The organism is Shewanella maritima, from assembly GCF_004295345.1.
Lineage (GTDB): Bacteria > Pseudomonadota > Gammaproteobacteria > Enterobacterales > Shewanellaceae > Shewanella > Shewanella maritima.
Window position 1 is genome coordinate 2,055,789 of sequence record NZ_CP036200.1, and the last position, 16,766, is coordinate 2,072,554.

The 16,766-nt window shown below is 45.9% G+C and carries 12 protein-coding genes and 1 pseudogene; all 13 read right to left on the reverse strand.

The window, feature by feature from the left end; translation table 11 throughout:
* Nucleotides 1-43: 43 nt before the first annotated feature.
* The gene (locus EXU30_RS08720; protein ID WP_130599213.1) at nt 44-439 is read right to left on the reverse strand and encodes a hypothetical protein; all 396 of its coding nucleotides are present in this window, start codon (nt 437-439) and stop codon (nt 44-46) included.
* Nucleotides 440-753: 314 nt separating this feature from the next.
* The gene (locus tag EXU30_RS08725; RefSeq protein ID WP_130599215.1) at nt 754-996 is read right to left on the reverse strand and encodes a hypothetical protein; all 243 of its coding nucleotides are present in this window, start codon (nt 994-996) and stop codon (nt 754-756) included.
* A gap of 109 nt (nt 997-1,105) precedes the next feature.
* Nucleotides 1,106-1,885 carry a hypothetical protein gene (locus EXU30_RS08730; protein WP_130599217.1) on the reverse strand — a complete coding sequence of 260 codons (780 nt, stop codon included), beginning with the start codon at nt 1,883-1,885 and terminating at the stop codon, nt 1,106-1,108.
* 113 nt (nt 1,886-1,998) lie between these two features.
* The gene (locus EXU30_RS08735; protein WP_130599219.1) at nt 1,999-2,289 is read right to left on the reverse strand and encodes a hypothetical protein; all 291 of its coding nucleotides are present in this window, start codon (nt 2,287-2,289) and stop codon (nt 1,999-2,001) included.
* Between the two features lie 208 nt (nt 2,290-2,497).
* Entirely contained in the window at nt 2,498-3,625 is a 1,128-nt protein-coding gene (locus EXU30_RS08740) for an ABC transporter permease (RefSeq protein WP_130599221.1), read from the reverse strand.
* The gene (locus EXU30_RS08745) at nt 3,622-4,755 is read right to left on the reverse strand and encodes an ABC transporter permease (RefSeq protein ID WP_242620368.1); all 1,134 of its coding nucleotides are present in this window, start codon (nt 4,753-4,755) and stop codon (nt 3,622-3,624) included. The genes EXU30_RS08740 and EXU30_RS08745 overlap by 4 nt, the downstream gene beginning before the upstream one ends.
* A gap of 68 nt (nt 4,756-4,823) precedes the next feature.
* Nucleotides 4,824-5,795, reverse strand: coding sequence for an HlyD family secretion protein (locus EXU30_RS08750; RefSeq protein WP_130599225.1), 972 nt, complete (start codon nt 5,793-5,795; stop codon nt 4,824-4,826).
* Nucleotides 5,782-7,317, reverse strand: a complete 1,536-nt coding sequence (locus EXU30_RS08755; RefSeq protein ID WP_242620369.1) for a TolC family protein — start codon at nt 7,315-7,317, stop codon at nt 5,782-5,784. The genes EXU30_RS08750 and EXU30_RS08755 overlap by 14 nt, the downstream gene beginning before the upstream one ends.
* A 222-nt stretch (nt 7,318-7,539) precedes the next feature.
* Nucleotides 7,540-8,988: a metalloprotease TldD gene (gene tldD, locus EXU30_RS08760; protein ID WP_130599227.1), complete on the reverse strand. Its 1,449-nt coding sequence runs from the start codon at nt 8,986-8,988 to the stop codon at nt 7,540-7,542.
* Between the two features lie 68 nt (nt 8,989-9,056).
* Nucleotides 9,057-9,923 carry a carbon-nitrogen hydrolase family protein gene (locus tag EXU30_RS08765; RefSeq protein ID WP_130599229.1) on the reverse strand — a complete coding sequence of 289 codons (867 nt, stop codon included), beginning with the start codon at nt 9,921-9,923 and terminating at the stop codon, nt 9,057-9,059.
* A gap of 448 nt (nt 9,924-10,371) precedes the next feature.
* Nucleotides 10,372-14,462 (reverse strand): annotated as a pseudogene (locus tag EXU30_RS08775) (YhdP family protein); the annotation flags it as partial.
* A complete protein-coding gene (rng, locus tag EXU30_RS08780) occupies nt 14,462-15,952 on the reverse strand; it encodes a ribonuclease G (RefSeq protein WP_130599235.1) in 1,491 nt (496 codons plus the stop codon). The pseudogene EXU30_RS08775 and the gene rng, both read right to left, overlap by 1 nt.
* A gap of 82 nt (nt 15,953-16,034) precedes the next feature.
* A complete protein-coding gene (locus EXU30_RS08785) occupies nt 16,035-16,610 on the reverse strand; it encodes a Maf family protein (RefSeq protein ID WP_130599237.1) in 576 nt (191 codons plus the stop codon).
* Nucleotides 16,611-16,766 lie beyond the last annotated feature (156 nt).

Below are 16,766 nucleotides of genomic sequence, written 5' to 3' on the forward strand. Positions count from 1 at the left end.
TTACTTTTGATCAATATAGGGAGCTGAATATTACCTCATGTTGTTAAGTATTTGGGAGCTCGATAATTTCCGGTTCTCGAACAGAAAGGATATCTATACAGTAATCTTCAGTATAGATAGCATAATGAATACTGGATTCCTCACTTACAATGCCACAGCTGTCTTTAACTTGTTGCTCTTTAAATTCAGAAGAATCGACAATATAGAAACAATTCGGAGGAGTGAAACTTCCTTCGTAGCTTAAGCCAACCAAGCTCACCTCGTCGTAAACGCGATAAGCTTTCAAGCTTCCTTTACTAACAGTCAACCTAAATGCTGGTAAATCCTTTCCGGACAAAAGAACTCGAAACCCTTCTAAATCATCATGAATCGCAATAACGTAAACAGCACTATTTTCCGTTAGTCGAGAATCCACTTCCCACTTCTCAATCTTATTCATAACGTGTATTAAATGTCCTTATTTAACTGCGTAAAACCTATTCATTGTGGTGAAAAGCTTGAATCGCAATACACCTAAATAACGCCAAAGCCACTATACACAGATATGCGACTTTCTTTTAATTTTATATATTCAAATCCACATAAACTCATGATTCGATTTAGGAAGAATGAGTCAAATACCAAATTTAGTGATTTTTGATGGTGATATTCCTATATATGCCTAACGCCCACACTAAGGGACTTTTTGCAGCTTGCTAAAATTTGAGCATAAGCGAAACAGCAAACTGTAAAAAGTCCCGCTTTAGTTGCTTGTTATGCAGATTTTTGCCAAACGACCTCAAATTCTTCTTTTGTGATTTCTCTCGATTCAGACAAACCTAGATCTTTGATATTACCATCGTAAAGCCAACCTTCTTCATCAGAATCATCTCTGGAAGAATACCATTTCCCATTATATTCCTCGACTTGCCTAAGGGCATGCCCTTCATCAGCAAATTCAGTCCAAATTGTCCCTTCACCGAGGTGGGACTCTGATGGGCCTATCCAATATTGCACTGCAACTCCTTATCTGCATAACGCCGCATTAAGCGGACTAAAATTGTGGGTTATACCGCGGAGCGAAGAGGAACATAACCCACTGTTTTAGTTCTGTTTAAACGCCTTGTTAGCCATGCACAACCATTCCAACCTGTGGCGGATGTCGAAATGGCTTGTCATTTTGAAATAACTCAGTACTTATCGTTTCAATAATCACACAAGCTTTATAAAACAAAGCCTTAGAGTTTTCTAAAGAACATTGCTCTTGCCAAGCAGCTTTTGTATTAGGTATATCTTTAAAACTCGGTAAATCTATATCAACACTATCGCTTTTAACTCTCACTTTTGTACGGCTAAATTCTGAGGTTCCGTGTGCTAGCATATTCCTAATATCGAATAGTTCTGCAATACAAGAAATTGCATTTATTTTCGCATCTTCATTTTTAAATACCATTTCAGATAACAAGTTAAATTTTAATTTAGGAGAAAATCTTAGCTCACTATCAATTGCATAAAATGAAGAGTTACCGAGTAATTTCCTATATTTATTAATCCGTTTTCCAGTGAGGTTAGATTCAAATAATGAACTTAATTCCTCAAACATTGGGAAGTACCCAAACGCCAATGCTACTCGTTTATTAAAATCAGCTTCAGCTTTAAATTTATCAACTTTTTTAAATAAATCGTCATCATGACGATCGAACTTTTTACTCGCTCTCGTTTGCCAGTCAAATACAGTTTTGCAAGCGTAATTTAAGTACGCTTCAACCATAAAAGCAGTTTGGGTTAAAACTATAATTCCACCGCAAGTATCACCAAATCCATCATAAGAAATGGCTTTACATACTGACTCGTGAAACCAACAATGCGAATTAATATCGCCTTCCATAAAACCTTGAAATGACACAACAGCACCTCGGTCTAGCTAACGCCCACATTAAGGGGCTTTTTAATAGTTTGCTAAAATGTGTAGCGCAGCGAAACCGAGCAAACTGTAAAAAGTCCCGCTTTAATTGCTTGTTAGGTATACGGTGCCACTTTATAATCAATTTTATTAGCTTTATGAAATTCGTTAATTTCACTCACCGCTTTTTCTACAGCTCCAATTGATGCTTTTTCTGCAAAATACAAAACGTAGTCGCCAGTTACATCTTCATTGGAACAAAAAGCATAATCTAAATCGAAATGCTCGCATAATACGTCTTCAATGTAATCTCTATGTTCATAATCAATGAGTTCAATATAAGCTCCCCATTCGGGATGACTTTTGACACTTATTGGTGACAAGATGTATCGAAACTCTTCGAGCATGATTGTATACCTAACATTTGCATAGTGCGCATGCACACATATTGGGATTAACGCGCATGCGCGTTTTACCAATATCCGGTTCAACGCATACTGAATTAACTAATTGTATCTATTGAAGTTAACAGATAACAGAACGTCATACCATGACGAAAAAAGTGCACATGCGCACACATTGGGTTTAATACACAAACAAGACTAAAAACTAAACCTATGACAGCCGCTGCTTTACGCCCACATAAGCAAGCGCGCTAAACAGTAGGAATAAGCCCCAGAGTTGCAGCCAGAGATTGAACACCATGCTCCAGTCTGCTGACATTTGATTAACCTGCGCCATTGCCATCATAGCTGGGATTGCAGGGATTAATTGACTGAGCCACACAATCGGCTCGGGGATCAACATGGTCGGCCAAATGAGGCCTGAAGCAAATAGAATTGGCATTGAGATAAGCAATACAATTTGGGTTGGCATGTCGGTGCGACTAAAGCAGCTACTTAACGCCACACCTGCAGCGCTACTAGCCAGTACAAATGCCACCAGCAACATAACGACATTAATCAGCTCGCCTGTTACCGGCAGCTGATAATAGTAATGACACCAACCAAAATAGAAGCTGGCAAATAGCAGGTATAACACAGCAAAGGTGATGATACGTGCAGTGACTAACTTAACGACTGACACTTGATTCCAATAGCCTGAACTACGCCACTGACTTGCCCCAAGAATGCCGCTACCAATAAGCAGAGTTTGTTGGAGTACCAGCAGTAATACCGCGGGCACCACGTACGACATATAGCCTAGGCTCGGGTTAAACGCTGGCACACTGTTTAGCTTTATCGCATTAAGGCTTAACTCAGCGCTGCCTGGGTCCTGCCCTTTTGCCAGTAGCGCCTTAAACTGCATTTGTTTTGCGGTATCTAGCCCAACACTCACCATGCCCTGCGCAATAGCGGAATAGACTAGAAAGTAATTAGCATCACCTAGCGTTGCCAGCGTGACATCTTTGCCCAACATTAAGTCGCGGCGAAAACCCTGTGGTATCACCACTAAACCAAGCGCTTGACCGCGCGTTAAGTATTCCTGACCATCATTGATTGACGCTAACTGCGCGACAACTTCAATTTGCGGCGAGGCATTGGCATGGCGAATAACCTGACGGCTCAAGCTTGAGTTATCTCTATCAATCACCACGATTTGCTGCTCAGTGGCGACATTATTGAGATACGGCAGCGGATATAAAATGGCGTAGAAAAACACGCCGCCGAATACGGTGATTGCAATAGCTTTATTGGCCCATATCGCTTTGAGCTCAGCACAAATTAATGCCCACCAACTCATATTGGCTCCTTAGCATTAGTTTGCGCTAGCTTGGTCACCCCAAGAGCAATCACAATTAGCAAAGTCAAAAACGGCAGGTAGCCACTGAGCATAGTCAGCAATTGTCCAAGGTTAATATGGCTACTCACAATCGCTAAGTGTTGCTCTATGTAGTAGCTTGACGGCATCACCAAGCGCCAAATTTGTGCGACAAACGGCATATCATGGGTGGGGAATGTTACCCCCATAAACGGAAAAGCTGGCGCGTACATAGCGGCGCAAAAACTCACCGCGCGGGCACTGTCTTTTAGCAACATGAATACCGCAGTCACCACTAACCAAATCGCTATCGCCATAAATAGTTGTGCCAGCAATAACAAGGGCAATTGAGCACTAATATCGACACCTAAATACAGGTATAAAGCCCAATTTAGCGCCGCCAGTTGCAATACCGATAACGGAATATAAACCAGCGCTTTAACCCATAAGCCATAAAATGCGCCTTGAGCTAGCCACTGTGAAACCGCATTGTGGCGTAACTCGCGAGCAAAGCTGTTGAGGCAATTTAGCATCACCACAATTTGCCCCAGCGCCACTAAAATAGCCGGCATAAGGAACACCTGATAATGGCTATTAAAATTATGCAGTGGAGTAATTTGTTGCTTAATAGGGCTAACATTAATCTCGGCCTGCGCTTTAGGCACGCCGCGACTGAGTTGTGAACTAAGCGATACCTGTTTTAATCCGGCAGCTAACGCCTGTTGAATTTGGCTTGAAAGCAACTTACCCACTAATAAAAACTGACTGTTGTAGCGCACATCAATAATCGGGCTATGGCCAGTAAGTAAGTCCTTGCGCATACCCTGCGGGATCACCACCATGGCATACATATCAACTTGTTGCATGGCGTGTTTAGCTGCGGCGAGATCTGAGTAGGTTTGTAAATTAATTGTCGGGCTTGCCTGCAGTTCAAACGCCAGCTGACGGCTTAATTGTGACTGGTCGAGATCGACTATCGCAACAGGCAACTCGCGGGGCATGGCGCTAGTGAATATCCAACCTAAAAGCACTAATGCGACAATTGGCAAATACGTCAGCAAAGCAAGCTGCCATGGATCATTCCATAGCGCTTTTAGCTCTCGTTTAAACAAGCAGGGCTTCATTAGGCAAACTCTCTAACAGGCGAGCATTTCAGATAGGTTCATTAGAAGTAGCCCTATCACAAATAGATCACTGCAGACATGCCTACACGTAAGTCATCGACCTGGGTTAGCGGCGTTAACTCCACTTCGAAGGTGCGTAGATCAAAGTCATGGCCTGACTCAGTTGCTCGCCAGGTTGCAAAGTCGCCCATTACGCTAATAAAGCTCACCTCACAGCTCACGTTCATGTCTAGCGCAGGCAGATAAACTTCTAGCTTATCTCCCTGTTTAAACTGGCTAAGTTGATCCTCACGTACTTGAAAGCTTGCCCAAGCATCTGTCATATCAATTAAGCTCACCACAGGAAAGCCACTTGGCACTAGCTCACCCGCTTGTAATAGCACCTCGCTTACCTCAGCAGCTTTAGGCGCGCGCATTTGGCTATCTTCCAATACAGCATTGACCTCTTTAACTGCACCCTCGGCCATACGTGCATTACCGGCAGCTGCGGCTTTTTGCTCGGTTCGCGCACCTTCTTGCGCCATTTCATACATGGCATTGGCGGCTTGCTCTGTGTATTTTGCCGCTTGCCACTGGGTAAAGGCTTCATCGCGCTTTTGCCTTGCCACTACGCCCTGTTCAAATAGGTTCTCGACTCTTTGGTATGTTGTATGGTGCAACTCGGTGGCGGCTTTAGCTTTTAGCCACTGATCTTTAGCCGCCATCACTTCTTGGCTACGAGCACCATTATCGGCTTGCTGCAACATAGCATTGGCAGCATCTAAACCGCCTTGCGCTTGAATTAACTTGGCATTCAGTTCAGGGCTGTTGATGGCAAATAAAATGTCATCCACTTGCACCAGGTCGCCCTTACGTACAAACACTTGCTCAACGCGCCCCGGCACCTTAGACGACACATTGTATTCACGCGCCTCAATTTGCCCCTGTAAAATAGCTGGCTTAGGTTCAAATGCCTGTTTAACACCATAACCCAACACACCAAGCAGCAATACTAAGCTGATAACGGCGACGATTTTATTTGCTTGCATTGTGGGTTCCTTGTTTTACAGATTGGTTTTGGTATTCAACTCGGGCGATGAACTCATCAAGTTGCCCACTAAGTACCATTAACTTGGCATAAGCCTGAATGTAGCGATATTGCGCGGCTAACTGCTGGGTTTGTACACCATGAAGTTTGCTCTCAGCATCCACTCGCTCAACCGAGGTCGATAAGCCTTGATTGAACGCTAGCTCTCGCAGGCGCAGATTTTCTTTCGCCAGCGCTTTAGTGGTATTTAGCGCGTTAATCTCTTCATCAGCTTGCAGTAGTTGACGGTAGGTTTGATCCACCAGCAAACTTAAATCCTGCTGGGTTTGCGCTTTCATATGCCTTGCTTGTAGCTGGGCGCTTTTTGCGGCTTGCACCTTGCCACTGTGACCGTCACGACTTAATAGTGGTACTTTGACACCTACACCCACTAGCCAGTCTGGCTCGACCTTTGAAAACAAGCTGTCGTCTTCATACAAGGTGTAATTGCCGTAAAGGAACACAGTTGGATGGTATGAACCTTTCTCTAAATCGACTAATTGATTGGCTTGCTGCTCTTTAGCTTGCAACAACTTGAGCGCTGGGTGACTTGCCTGAGTTAGGCTACTGACCTGTGACAGTGACGGCTGGTTTGGCAACATAAATAACTGTGATGATGGCGCTACGCTAGATAGCTGCAACATGCGCGATAAAGCAATATTGGCCATTTCATTCTGCCGCTGAGCATGACGCATTTTCACTCGCGCATCATCTAACGCGACCTGAGCATTGAGTAGCTCAACACGGGCAATTTGCCCTTGCAGCTCTAATTGTTTGGCATGCTCGGCGTGTTCTTCTAATGAAGTGACAAATTCACTTTGGGTTTGCAGTGCTGCTTGGGTTACTGCCACGGCAAAGTAACGTTCTACCAATTGCATAAATAGGTCGCGCTGGGTTAACACAAACTGCTGCTGTTGCTCTGACACCTGCGCCGCTTTAATGCCTTGGGCTGCGGTTATCTTGCCGCCAGTGTATATCGGCCACATGGCTTGCAGGCTAGCTCGAAAAATATCTTGCTCAGTAAATGGCGTAACAAACAATGAGCCAGGAATTGCGCCGATGATGTTGCCTATCGCAGGTGGCAAAGCACCTGGGTCAAGTGAAGCGATGGGATTAAGATCCCGCAAATCTAACTCAATTGGCTTTTCAAGATGAGTGTAACTACCACTGATATCTAGCGATGGATAACTTAAGGATTTACTGGCCTCAGCTTGGGCTTTCGCTCGGTTAACCTGCTGCTGATCGGCCTTAAGTTTGTCACTTACCTGCTGCAGTTGCTGCCAAGCCTGGGTGAAAGACAAGCTTGCGCTTTGAGAGTCTACTGGCTCGGCTGATACATGATTTGGTGTGCTAGGCGTAAGAGATTGTGCCTGCGACGACTGCAAGGGAGACGTAACAGCTAGCGCCGTTAGTGTTAGCGAGCCAATAGCCATAGAAAGCCGCGCTAACCGAGATTGAATTGATACCGAGCGAGAAAATGCCATTAACGCCTCTTCATTAACCGATTGCCAAGGAGCGATTTAGCGCATAGCTAAATCGCCTCAGCAAAAAATATATCAGAGCCAAGGCTAAATTAGAGCAAATGCACTAACCTACAGTTTAGTGTCTGGTAAAAGTTTTTCTAGCATCAAAATGTAAAACTGCAATCAAACGCGCGTTTATTTAGGCAGATCAGTAGCCAGGGCAATCAAATCTACCCACTCAGTCTATGCAGTACCACCTACAGTTAAACGATCTAGCTTTAATGTTGGTTGACCGACGCCAACTGGCACACTTTGCCCGTCTTTACCACATACGCCAACACCTTTATCCAGTGCTAAGTCATTACCCACCATAGAGATCTGACTCATAGACTCTGGGCCATTACCGATTAAGGTTGCGCCTTTAATTGCTTGGGTAATTTTGCCCTTTTCAATTAAGTAAGCCTCAGATGCTGAGAACACAAATTTACCCGAGGTAATATCGACCTGCCCACCACCAAAGTTTGGCGCATAAATACCGTTATCGACAGACTTAATAATATCCTGTGGGTCGCTTTCACCCGCTGTCATATAAGTGTTGGTCATGCGCGGCATAGGTAAATGAGCGTATGACTCGCGGCGACCGTTACCAGTAGGCGCTTGACCCATCAAACGAGCGTTGAGCTTGTCTTGCATGTAGCCTTTTAAAATACCGTTTTCAATCAAGGTAGTCTTTTGGGTAGCAACACCTTCATCATCGATCGATAGCGAGCCACGGCGATTTTCCATGGTGCCATCGTCAATCACAGTCACCAATTCAGAGGCAACTTGCTGCCCGACCTTGCCACTAAAGGCGCTGCTGCCTTTGCGGTTAAAGTCACCTTCTAAACCGTGGCCAACGGCTTCATGCAGCAGCACGCCCGGCCAACCGCTACCTAGTACCACGGTCATTTCGCCTGCTGGCGCATCAACCGCGTGAATGTTCACTTGTGCTTGGCGCACTGCTTCACGGGCAAACTCAAAACACTGTGGCAGGCCGTTTTCATCACTAGCCATAAACGCGCTAAAGTCGTGACGTCCACCGCCACCAGCGCCGCCACGTTCACGCTTACCTTGATCTTCTAAAATCACGCTGCAGTTAAAGCGCACCAAAGGGCGGACATCGGCAGCTAGCGTGCCGTCACTAGCAGCGACTAAAATTTCTTCATGCACGCCAGATAAGCTCACCACTACCTGAATAATGCGCTCATCAAGACTGCGAATATAGGCATCGGCTTGCTTTAACAGATCAATCTTTTTCGCTTCATCCATAGCTGCAATTGGGTCAGCGCTATCGTAAAGTTCATTTACCTTTTGCTTAGCAAAAGCTTGCACTTGCTTAGACTCGCCACGGCTAGCAATGCCTCGCGCCGCTAATGCTGCTGCTTCAAGCGCTTGCGGAGTAATTTCGTCAGCATAGGCAAATCCGGTTTTTTCACCTGTGATGGCACGTACGCCCACACCGCGCTCGATGTGGAAGCTACCTTCTTTAACAATGCCGTCTTCTAACACCCAAGACTCATGGCGACTTCCTTGAAAATACAGATCTGAAAAGTCGACATTATGTTGGTGGATTTGGCTTAAATAACCTTGCAGACCGTCTAAGGTTAAACCGTCTTGAAATAAGCTTTGTTCCACTTGGTTTAGAAAAGGCATGGTTTGTTCTCTTTACTTCAGCTATTGCGGCGCAGCTATCATCGAATTAAATCGCTCGGCGCAATAGATTAAGGTGTTAATTTAGGTTCAATAAATCGATTATGCCCTAAAACAGGCATGTTCTGGCGAATTTTCTTCATCTCGCTCATATCGATGCGAGCTTGCAGCCAACCGGTCTGCTCTGGTTTGACTGCTACCACGTTTCCCCACGGGTCAACAATCATGCTGTGACCATAAGTCTCGCGGCTACCTTGATTGTGAGCGCCCCATTGATTCGCACCCAGTAAATAGCACTGGGTTTCAATGGCTCTGGCTTGCAGTAATATCTGCCAGTGCGCTTGCCCTGTGACCTTGGTAAAGGCTGACGGCAGCACTATGATGTCAGCGCCTTGCAGTCTTAATGCGCGAAACAAGTCAGCAAAGCGTAGGTCATAACAAATCGCGAGGCCAATCTTGCCAAAAGGCGTATCAATAACTGTGATACGCTCGCCAGCGGCAAAGGTATCACTTTCGCGATAGCTACGGGTGCCATCGGCAACTTCAACATCAAACAGGTGGATTTTGTCGTAATGCCCTAGGGTTTGCCCTTTGTCATCAAAAGCATAGCAACGGCTATAGACTTTGCTCTTAGCATTGTCGGCAGTATCTGCATTCTGGGGTGGTTCGGCCTTATAAGGAATGGTGCCAGCTATCAAGTAAACCTGATATTGCTTAGCAAGCTTGCTAAGTGCATCCGCTAGCGGATTATCATCTTGGCTACCCGCATACTTTAGCTGTTCACTTTCATGCCCACCAAACAATAAGCTGCACTCGGGCAACACCACAAGTTGCGGCTCATCTGGCTCTCTGGGTAACTGCTTAAGCTGCGATTCGATAAAGCTGAGGTTGGCTTGAACATCTTTGCTGCTCTGACATTGCAGTAAGTTCCATTGCATGACTCGCTCCTTGTCGGTGAATTAGCATCAAGCTTACTTGATTCTGCCCTTCGCCTTGCTCGGCTTGATTAGTGCTTTCTCGAATAAAGCCGTCTGCTTGACTGGCTGGCTGAGATTCATCTTGTTGCTCGACTTTTTCAGGTACAGCTTTTTCAGGTGCGGCTTTCTCAGGCGCTACTTTTTCTAGCTCGGCCTTTTGAGAATTTGGATCTGGCGCTGGCCCTGGTTTTTGGTTTGGCGTATCAAGTTCAGCGGGCTCTTCACTAGGGCTTTGCTGCATACCTTGCTTCTGTTCGACTGTCTCGGTAGCAGTTTCAGTTAGTGACTCTGTAATTGTTACATCGCCAGCAGCATTAGCCTGGTCGCCGCCCTTCGTTATCGCGTCATCTGTGTTTACCGCATCACCAGTGCTTACCGCAGCATCGGCGCCAGTTTGTTTGCTGTCACGTAGGATAGACTCTGGAATTTCAATTTCTTTACTCTTACGCTCTAGCTCTTCGAGCACTGGGTTTTCCATATCACCCGTTAGCCTAAAGCGAATTTCTGAAATCACCTCAATCACGGGCTCAAGCACCTTAGTTAAGGCAAATGCGCCTACACCTAACGTCCAGGCACTGGTACTTAATAACACCACTGTCGGCACGCTTGATGCCAGCTGCGGCGAGAAGCGAATATCATAGTTTAAGCTTCGAGTAGTTAAGTCGGTAAAGCCGCGCACCTTCATCGCACCGGCAATGCCGTCCATTTCGGTGTCTGTGGTTTTCACCACGCCATCGTCAATATCAAGGTTACCGGCAAAGCTATTGAAATATAGCCCTTGGCCGAACACATCAGAAAAGTCGAGCGACAACTTACGTAAAATTGAGTCGAGGCTAAACAGCGAGAATAAACGCGCACCTTTGTCGCTTAGCTCAGACAAATGTCCCTTTCCTAAGTCAAACTTCAAATGACCATTCAACCCAGCCAGGTTAAAGCGGTATGGCACATCGTTCCAACTAAGGCTGGCGAGAATATCGAGCGGCGCATCTTGAATCCCCAAATTGATCCCAAGGATATTTGATAACTCATCAAACTTGGTTGCTTTCAGTTGCACATCAAAACCTGTGACGTCTTTACCATCAACTTGCTGCCATTGGCCATTAGCGGTCAAGGTGACCACAGGTTGAGTTAGGCTCAGTGTTTGGAAACGATAACCCTGCTCATTAGGATTGCCTTGCAGCACAAGATGCCCAAAGGAATATCGAATAAACGGAAGTCATCGACATCAACCGCGAGCGTTGGCACCGACTCAAGCATTTCTTTAGCGGTAAACTCGGCATTAGCGGAGTCACGCATTTCTGGGTTTAAATGCAGTTTTTGGGCAACAATTTTCAGCCCTTGCTCTCGCCACTGCGGGAAGAAGTCGATACTGCCAACAAATTGCTCAGCTTGAATATCAAAGCGCCAAATCTGATCTTGAGGTCTTGCGACTAAGGTCAACTGATCAAAGTTCTGCCCCATCACATCCAGCGTATCGATACTGGCATCAATTTGCTTAAGCGGCGGAAATAAAGAGCGTGGCTTTTTAGGCCCAAGCGGGTTGCTATTTGTATTGGCAAGCGAGCGAGCCTCGCTAACAACAGGTGGCTTTTTGACTTGAACGCTATCATCAGCTCGTTGTGGCAATTGAATACTGTCACGACTCACTTGCCCATTGTCGTCTAAAGCTAGATTTTGCTGTGCAATTTCTTGTGTGCCTTGGTTAAGCTGGTTTACTACCTGTTTGGCTGCGGCAATCTCAAGCGCTTGTGGCTCATCAATACCATCATCTTCACGGGTAAACTCAGATTCAACTGCCACCTCAGCTTGTTGACTGGCAAAACTGGTGATAATCGGCAACCACTGTGTTAACTCAGCTTGTGGCAAATCGATATTGATATGACCATCTCGTTTTAAAAGTTGGTCACCCAGCTTAAAGCGTCTACCTAGCATGATGTCATAATGAGCTAAGTCATCACCACTTTCTGTAGTGAACTCGCCCCAAAACTCAGCTTGATTCGCTAGATTAACACTTAGGGTGGTGTTGACATTGTCGCCAACCAACTGCGCTTCAAGAACCTTTGGCGTTTGCGCATCTTTAGCAAATGGTGCCGGTGCATTAAATTCAGTGCCAATTAAATCTGACGCCACTTGTACTTGCAAAGTGTAGCCCTGAGGGTCAAATATCATCAGCACATTGCCGTCCCATTCAAGGCTACCTTGGTAGAACTCAGACAAAGGGTTAGTAAACTCATCAGGCAGAGTTTGTAAATCCCAGCGTCCTTGAAGGTCGACATTTAGCGCCATGTTGCGGTTTTGCTTTTCGGTGCTAAAGCTAAATTGCAAAGGCTGATTATAAAGCTGTGCAACCACTTCTTGGCCTTGCACCGCTTCATCGACAAAACTGATTTGCCCAGTAACCCGCTCTAACTGCATCCCAGGTTGAGCGATATAAACAGGGTTATCTTCAAAGGTCACCACACCTTTACTTACAGGAGAAGCCCCAGCATATAGCGGGATCATCAAATCAAGCTGGGTGCGAATATTATCGTGAATTTGAATCACTGCTAACGTTTCACCGACTGAGTCTGCCAATGGTGACTGCTGGATAACTGCCGTTGCTGCCTGCGCATCTGCACTTAAATCCGCATCAACGGTTAATACCGACGTAAGATTAAAGCGTTCAATATCAACAATCGCGCCATCGGCGGGCACTTCACCGAGTAAGCCTTTGTTTACTTTCAGGTGCATACCTGCATTTTCAAACAAGGCGCTCAGGTTTAACTCTGTCACTGCTGGCCAGTCGGGTTGGAACTTATAAATGGCATCATCTAGGGTAAACGCTGCCTGAAATACACCAGCTTTATCGTCATAAGGGAACTGGTCAAAATAGCCGTTCCACACGACGGTGGCATCAGGAATTTGTCCCGCGATTAGGCCAGATTCAAGATATTCAACCAGACTGTCATCCATAGCTTGCAACGGAAAATACTTACTTGCCATGGCAACATCAGTTATTTGCACGTTAGCCGCAAGCGCCATATGAGTGCGCTCGGCAAGGTCCAATACAACGCCGGCTTGAATACTGATATCTGGGTTAGCAAGTTCAAGGGCTGGTACGTTCAATCGCATATTGTCAGCATCAAAGTGGCCACGTAGTAACTTGCCATCAAAGTTAAGCGCTTGACGGAAGTTATTTGAAAAATCGATGGCGTAGTTCTGCTCCGGCAAAGTAAAGCTCAGCTTGTTAGCCGCCCAATTAAGGCTTAAATCAATGGGCTTAAGTCCAGGAATTTTTTGATGTGCTGACCAACTAATATCATTAATTTTAACCGCCGCTCTTAATCCGTCATTTTGCGGTTTGTATAGCTGAATAGGCCCTATGGTGCCCTGTGGATTAACATAGTGCCAGGTCTCCACCTCTTGCTGCCAAATGCCAGGAATAAGTGGCAGCAGTGGTGTAAAATGCTCCACTGATATCTCGTTGATATTGGCAAACAGCTCGCCTTGCTGGTAGTTAACCGCTAAATGTAGTGGCTGCCATGGTTCGTCATTGGTCACAAAGTTAAGCTGATGACTGTCAAGACGCCAACCGTTTTCCTGCGGTTGCCAGGTTATAGATCCAGATTGAATATCTAGCCTGTGAGGCTCAGTCTCTGTGCCCCATTTTAGCCAGCTTGGCTTAAAGGTTAACAAGGCATCTTGAATTTTACGCTCACCAAAGCCGACCCAGGCTTCAAGGTTAATCACACCTTCGAATTCAATATGTTTAAGGTCAAGTAATGGGTCTTCACGGCGCGACGCCCATTCACCTAAATCAAGCGAGCTAGCTGCCACATACAACTCTCCCGCAACGGTATCGGGCTGATAGCCATTACCGGTTAAATCAACGCTAATTGACAATAGCTCGTTTTCAGATGCGTTCTCATCAACGTGGATGACGCCTTGACCACGGTGGCTATTGGGCGAATTTAACCATTGCAGATTATCGATAAAAATCGGTCTAAATTGATGCTGACTACTGTACAGCTGCAAGCTAGCATCAGTGAGCGAGAAGTGATCTAACTGCTCTAATAGCAAGGCATATAACCAGTCTAAATCACTGCTGGTTTTGGAGTTACTGGATAATTGTTTTAACTCATCAAGGTTAAGTGCCACTTGTAGACCGTCAAAGTTCACCGTCTCAATTTGCGGTGATGCAGTCATCAATGAGTCCCAAAAGTCCAGCTTAAAGTGCACGTCTTTAGCGACAATAGTCATGGGGAGATTGTCTTGCTGCGGTAGCACCAAATTATGCACAGATAGCGCTGGGCCATAGGCTTGCCACTTAGCGGAGATTTCGCCAAGTTGTACTTCGAGCTGATATTGTTCGTACAGGTAGGTCACGATCTCGTTGCGCACTTCAGTCAGCTGCGGCAGTAAGCCACGAATTAGACTGACTAACAACGCAAACAGCACCAATGCGACAGCAATAAAGCGCCAACAGATGCGGTTAACGGTACCTAAACGACTATTTGACACTATACCATTACCACGTCGTATTTATCTTGAGCATACATGGCTTCACTTTGCAGGCGAATGCGCTTACCGATATACACCTCAAGCTCGGCAAGCAAATGGCTTTCATCACCGCTGAGGCTCATATAAACCGCAGGTGCACAGTACAATAAGAACTCATCAGCCTGATAAGCACGATTAAGGCGAATGATCTCACGGAAAATCTCATAAGATACGGTTTCTACCGTCTTCATGCTGCCTGTACCTTTACAAGCAGGGCACTCGGCGCAAACCACATGCTCTAAGCTTTCGCGAGTACGTTTGCGGGTCATTTCAACCAGACCAAGACCGGAGAAACCACTGACACTGGTTTTCACTCTATCTTGCTCAAGTGCGCTGGTTAAACTGCTCAGCACTCGTTCTTTGTGCGCTGGGTTTTGCATATCAATAAAGTCGATAATGATAATGCCGCCCAAATTACGCAGCCTTAGCTGACGAGCGATAGCTTGCGTTGCTTCTAGGTTGGTATTAAAAATGGTTTCTTCTAGGTTACGATGGCCAACAAACGCGCCTGTATTGATATCGACAGTGGTCATGGCTTCGGTTTGATCAATAATCAAATAACCACCTGATTTGAGCTCGACTTTACGACCTAATGCGCGTTGAATTTCGTTTTCAACATCGTAAAGCTCAAAGATAGGCGCAGGGCCTTCATAGTGCTCAAGCTTGCCGGCAATTTCTGGCATAAACTCCTGGGCAAATTGCTGCAGCTCGTCGAATGTGCGGCGCGAGTCCACTTGAATATGATCAAGCTCTTCACCGACAAAGTCGCGGATAATACGCACTTGCAAGGCTAAGTCTTGATACAGCAAAGTCGCGCCTTTACGCTTGCGGCGCTCACTGACTTTAGCCCACACACGGCGCAAGAAAGCAGCATCTTGAGCCAGTTCTGGCTCACTGACGTTTTCAGCTGCGGTGCGAATAATAAAGCCACCGTCGTTATCCACAAACGGCATAGTGATTTCTTTTAGGCGTGCGCGCTCTTCTTCAAGCTCAATGCGTTGAGATACACCAACATGGCTAGAGCCTGGCATAAAGACTAAATAACGCGAAGGCAGTGTGATATCAGTAGTCAGCCTCGCACCTTTGGTACCAAGCGGGTCTTTAACCACTTGCACCATAATGTCTTGCCCTTGACGTACCAAGGTTGCGATGTCGCGCACCACAAAGTTATTGCGCTCACCATCGGCGACACATTCAGTGTGCGGCACAATATCTGATGCATGCAAAAAAGCAGCTTTCTCTAACCCAATGTCAACAAACGCGGCTTGCATGCCCGGTAACACACGGCTGACTTTACCCTTGTAAATGTTACCTACAAGGCCGCGCTTCATGCGGCGCTCTATGTGCACTTCTTGCAGCACACCATGCTCAACTAACGCCACACGCGCCTCGGTTGGCGTCACGTTGATTAGTAGCTCTGAGCCTTTTTTACCTTGTACTTTATTATTCATAAACCACCAATATTGGGTTGGTCGCACGCAATTTAATTATTGTTCGTTTTAACGTGCTAACTGCAATTAGCTGCGCCAGTCTTTAAATTAGTTTTAACAGCTCGCGCGTTTCCACTAACGGCAAGCCCACCACGGCAGAATAGCTACCGTCAATACGCTCAACAAAGCAGCCACCAATGGCTTGAATGCCATAACTGCCGGCTTTATCCATCGGCTCGCCTGTATCTATATAGGCTGTAATCTCAGCTTGTGTTAGCTCACAGAAAGTCACCTCGGTCACACAGGTGCGGCTAAGCGTTTGCGAACCATCAGTTAGCGCGACTGCGGTCATCACCTGATGAGTGCGACCCGATAACTGCATTAGCATTTGCATGGCGTCGGCTTTATCTTGCGGCTTACCGAGCACCTTGCCGTCTATCACTACAATCGTATCTGAGCCAAGTACCCTTGGATGAGTAAACTTTTTAGCAAGTGTTAAACCTGTTTGCGCTTTCTCAATCGCCAAGCGCTCAACAAAATCTAACGGCTTCTCGCCATCGGCTTGAGTCTCATCAATATCTGGCGCCACCAACTCAAAACTAAAGCCAGGAAAGCTAAACCCCGCCTGGGTAAGTAGCTCTTTGCGGCGCGGTGATGTTGATGCTAAAACCCATGTCATGATGATGTTGTTTCCTATCTATAATGGTTTGGCGCTATTAAGCTAAATTTGTTGCCACAGAGTTGTGCTAACACATTGCCACTGTAGTTATACCAATTAGCACAAGCATGTGGTCATTCTTACTGGTTAAAATCGCTTATAACTTCGTTAGAAATT

What these genes read in the sequence shown, in the direction of transcription:
- rng (WP_130599235.1), bottom strand. Translation starts at nt 15,952, where the DNA reads ATGAATAATAAAGTACAAGGTAAAAAAGGCTCAGAGCTACTAATCAAC.
- EXU30_RS08785 (WP_130599237.1), bottom strand. Translation starts at nt 16,610, where the DNA reads ATGACATGGGTTTTAGCATCAACATCACCGCGCCGCAAAGAGCTACTT.
- EXU30_RS08755 (WP_242620369.1), bottom strand. Translation starts at nt 7,317, where the DNA reads ATGGCATTTTCTCGCTCGGTATCAATTCAATCTCGGTTAGCGCGGCTT.
- EXU30_RS08750 (WP_130599225.1), bottom strand. Translation starts at nt 5,795, where the DNA reads ATGCAAGCAAATAAAATCGTCGCCGTTATCAGCTTAGTATTGCTGCTT.
- EXU30_RS08720 (WP_130599213.1), bottom strand. Translation starts at nt 439, where the DNA reads ATGAATAAGATTGAGAAGTGGGAAGTGGATTCTCGACTAACGGAAAAT.
- tldD (WP_130599227.1), bottom strand. Translation starts at nt 8,988, where the DNA reads ATGCCTTTTCTAAACCAAGTGGAACAAAGCTTATTTCAAGACGGTTTA.
- EXU30_RS08765 (WP_130599229.1), bottom strand. Translation starts at nt 9,923, where the DNA reads ATGCAATGGAACTTACTGCAATGTCAGAGCAGCAAAGATGTTCAAGCC.
- EXU30_RS08735 (WP_130599219.1), bottom strand. Translation starts at nt 2,289, where the DNA reads ATGCTCGAAGAGTTTCGATACATCTTGTCACCAATAAGTGTCAAAAGT.
- EXU30_RS08740 (WP_130599221.1), bottom strand. Translation starts at nt 3,625, where the DNA reads ATGAGTTGGTGGGCATTAATTTGTGCTGAGCTCAAAGCGATATGGGCC.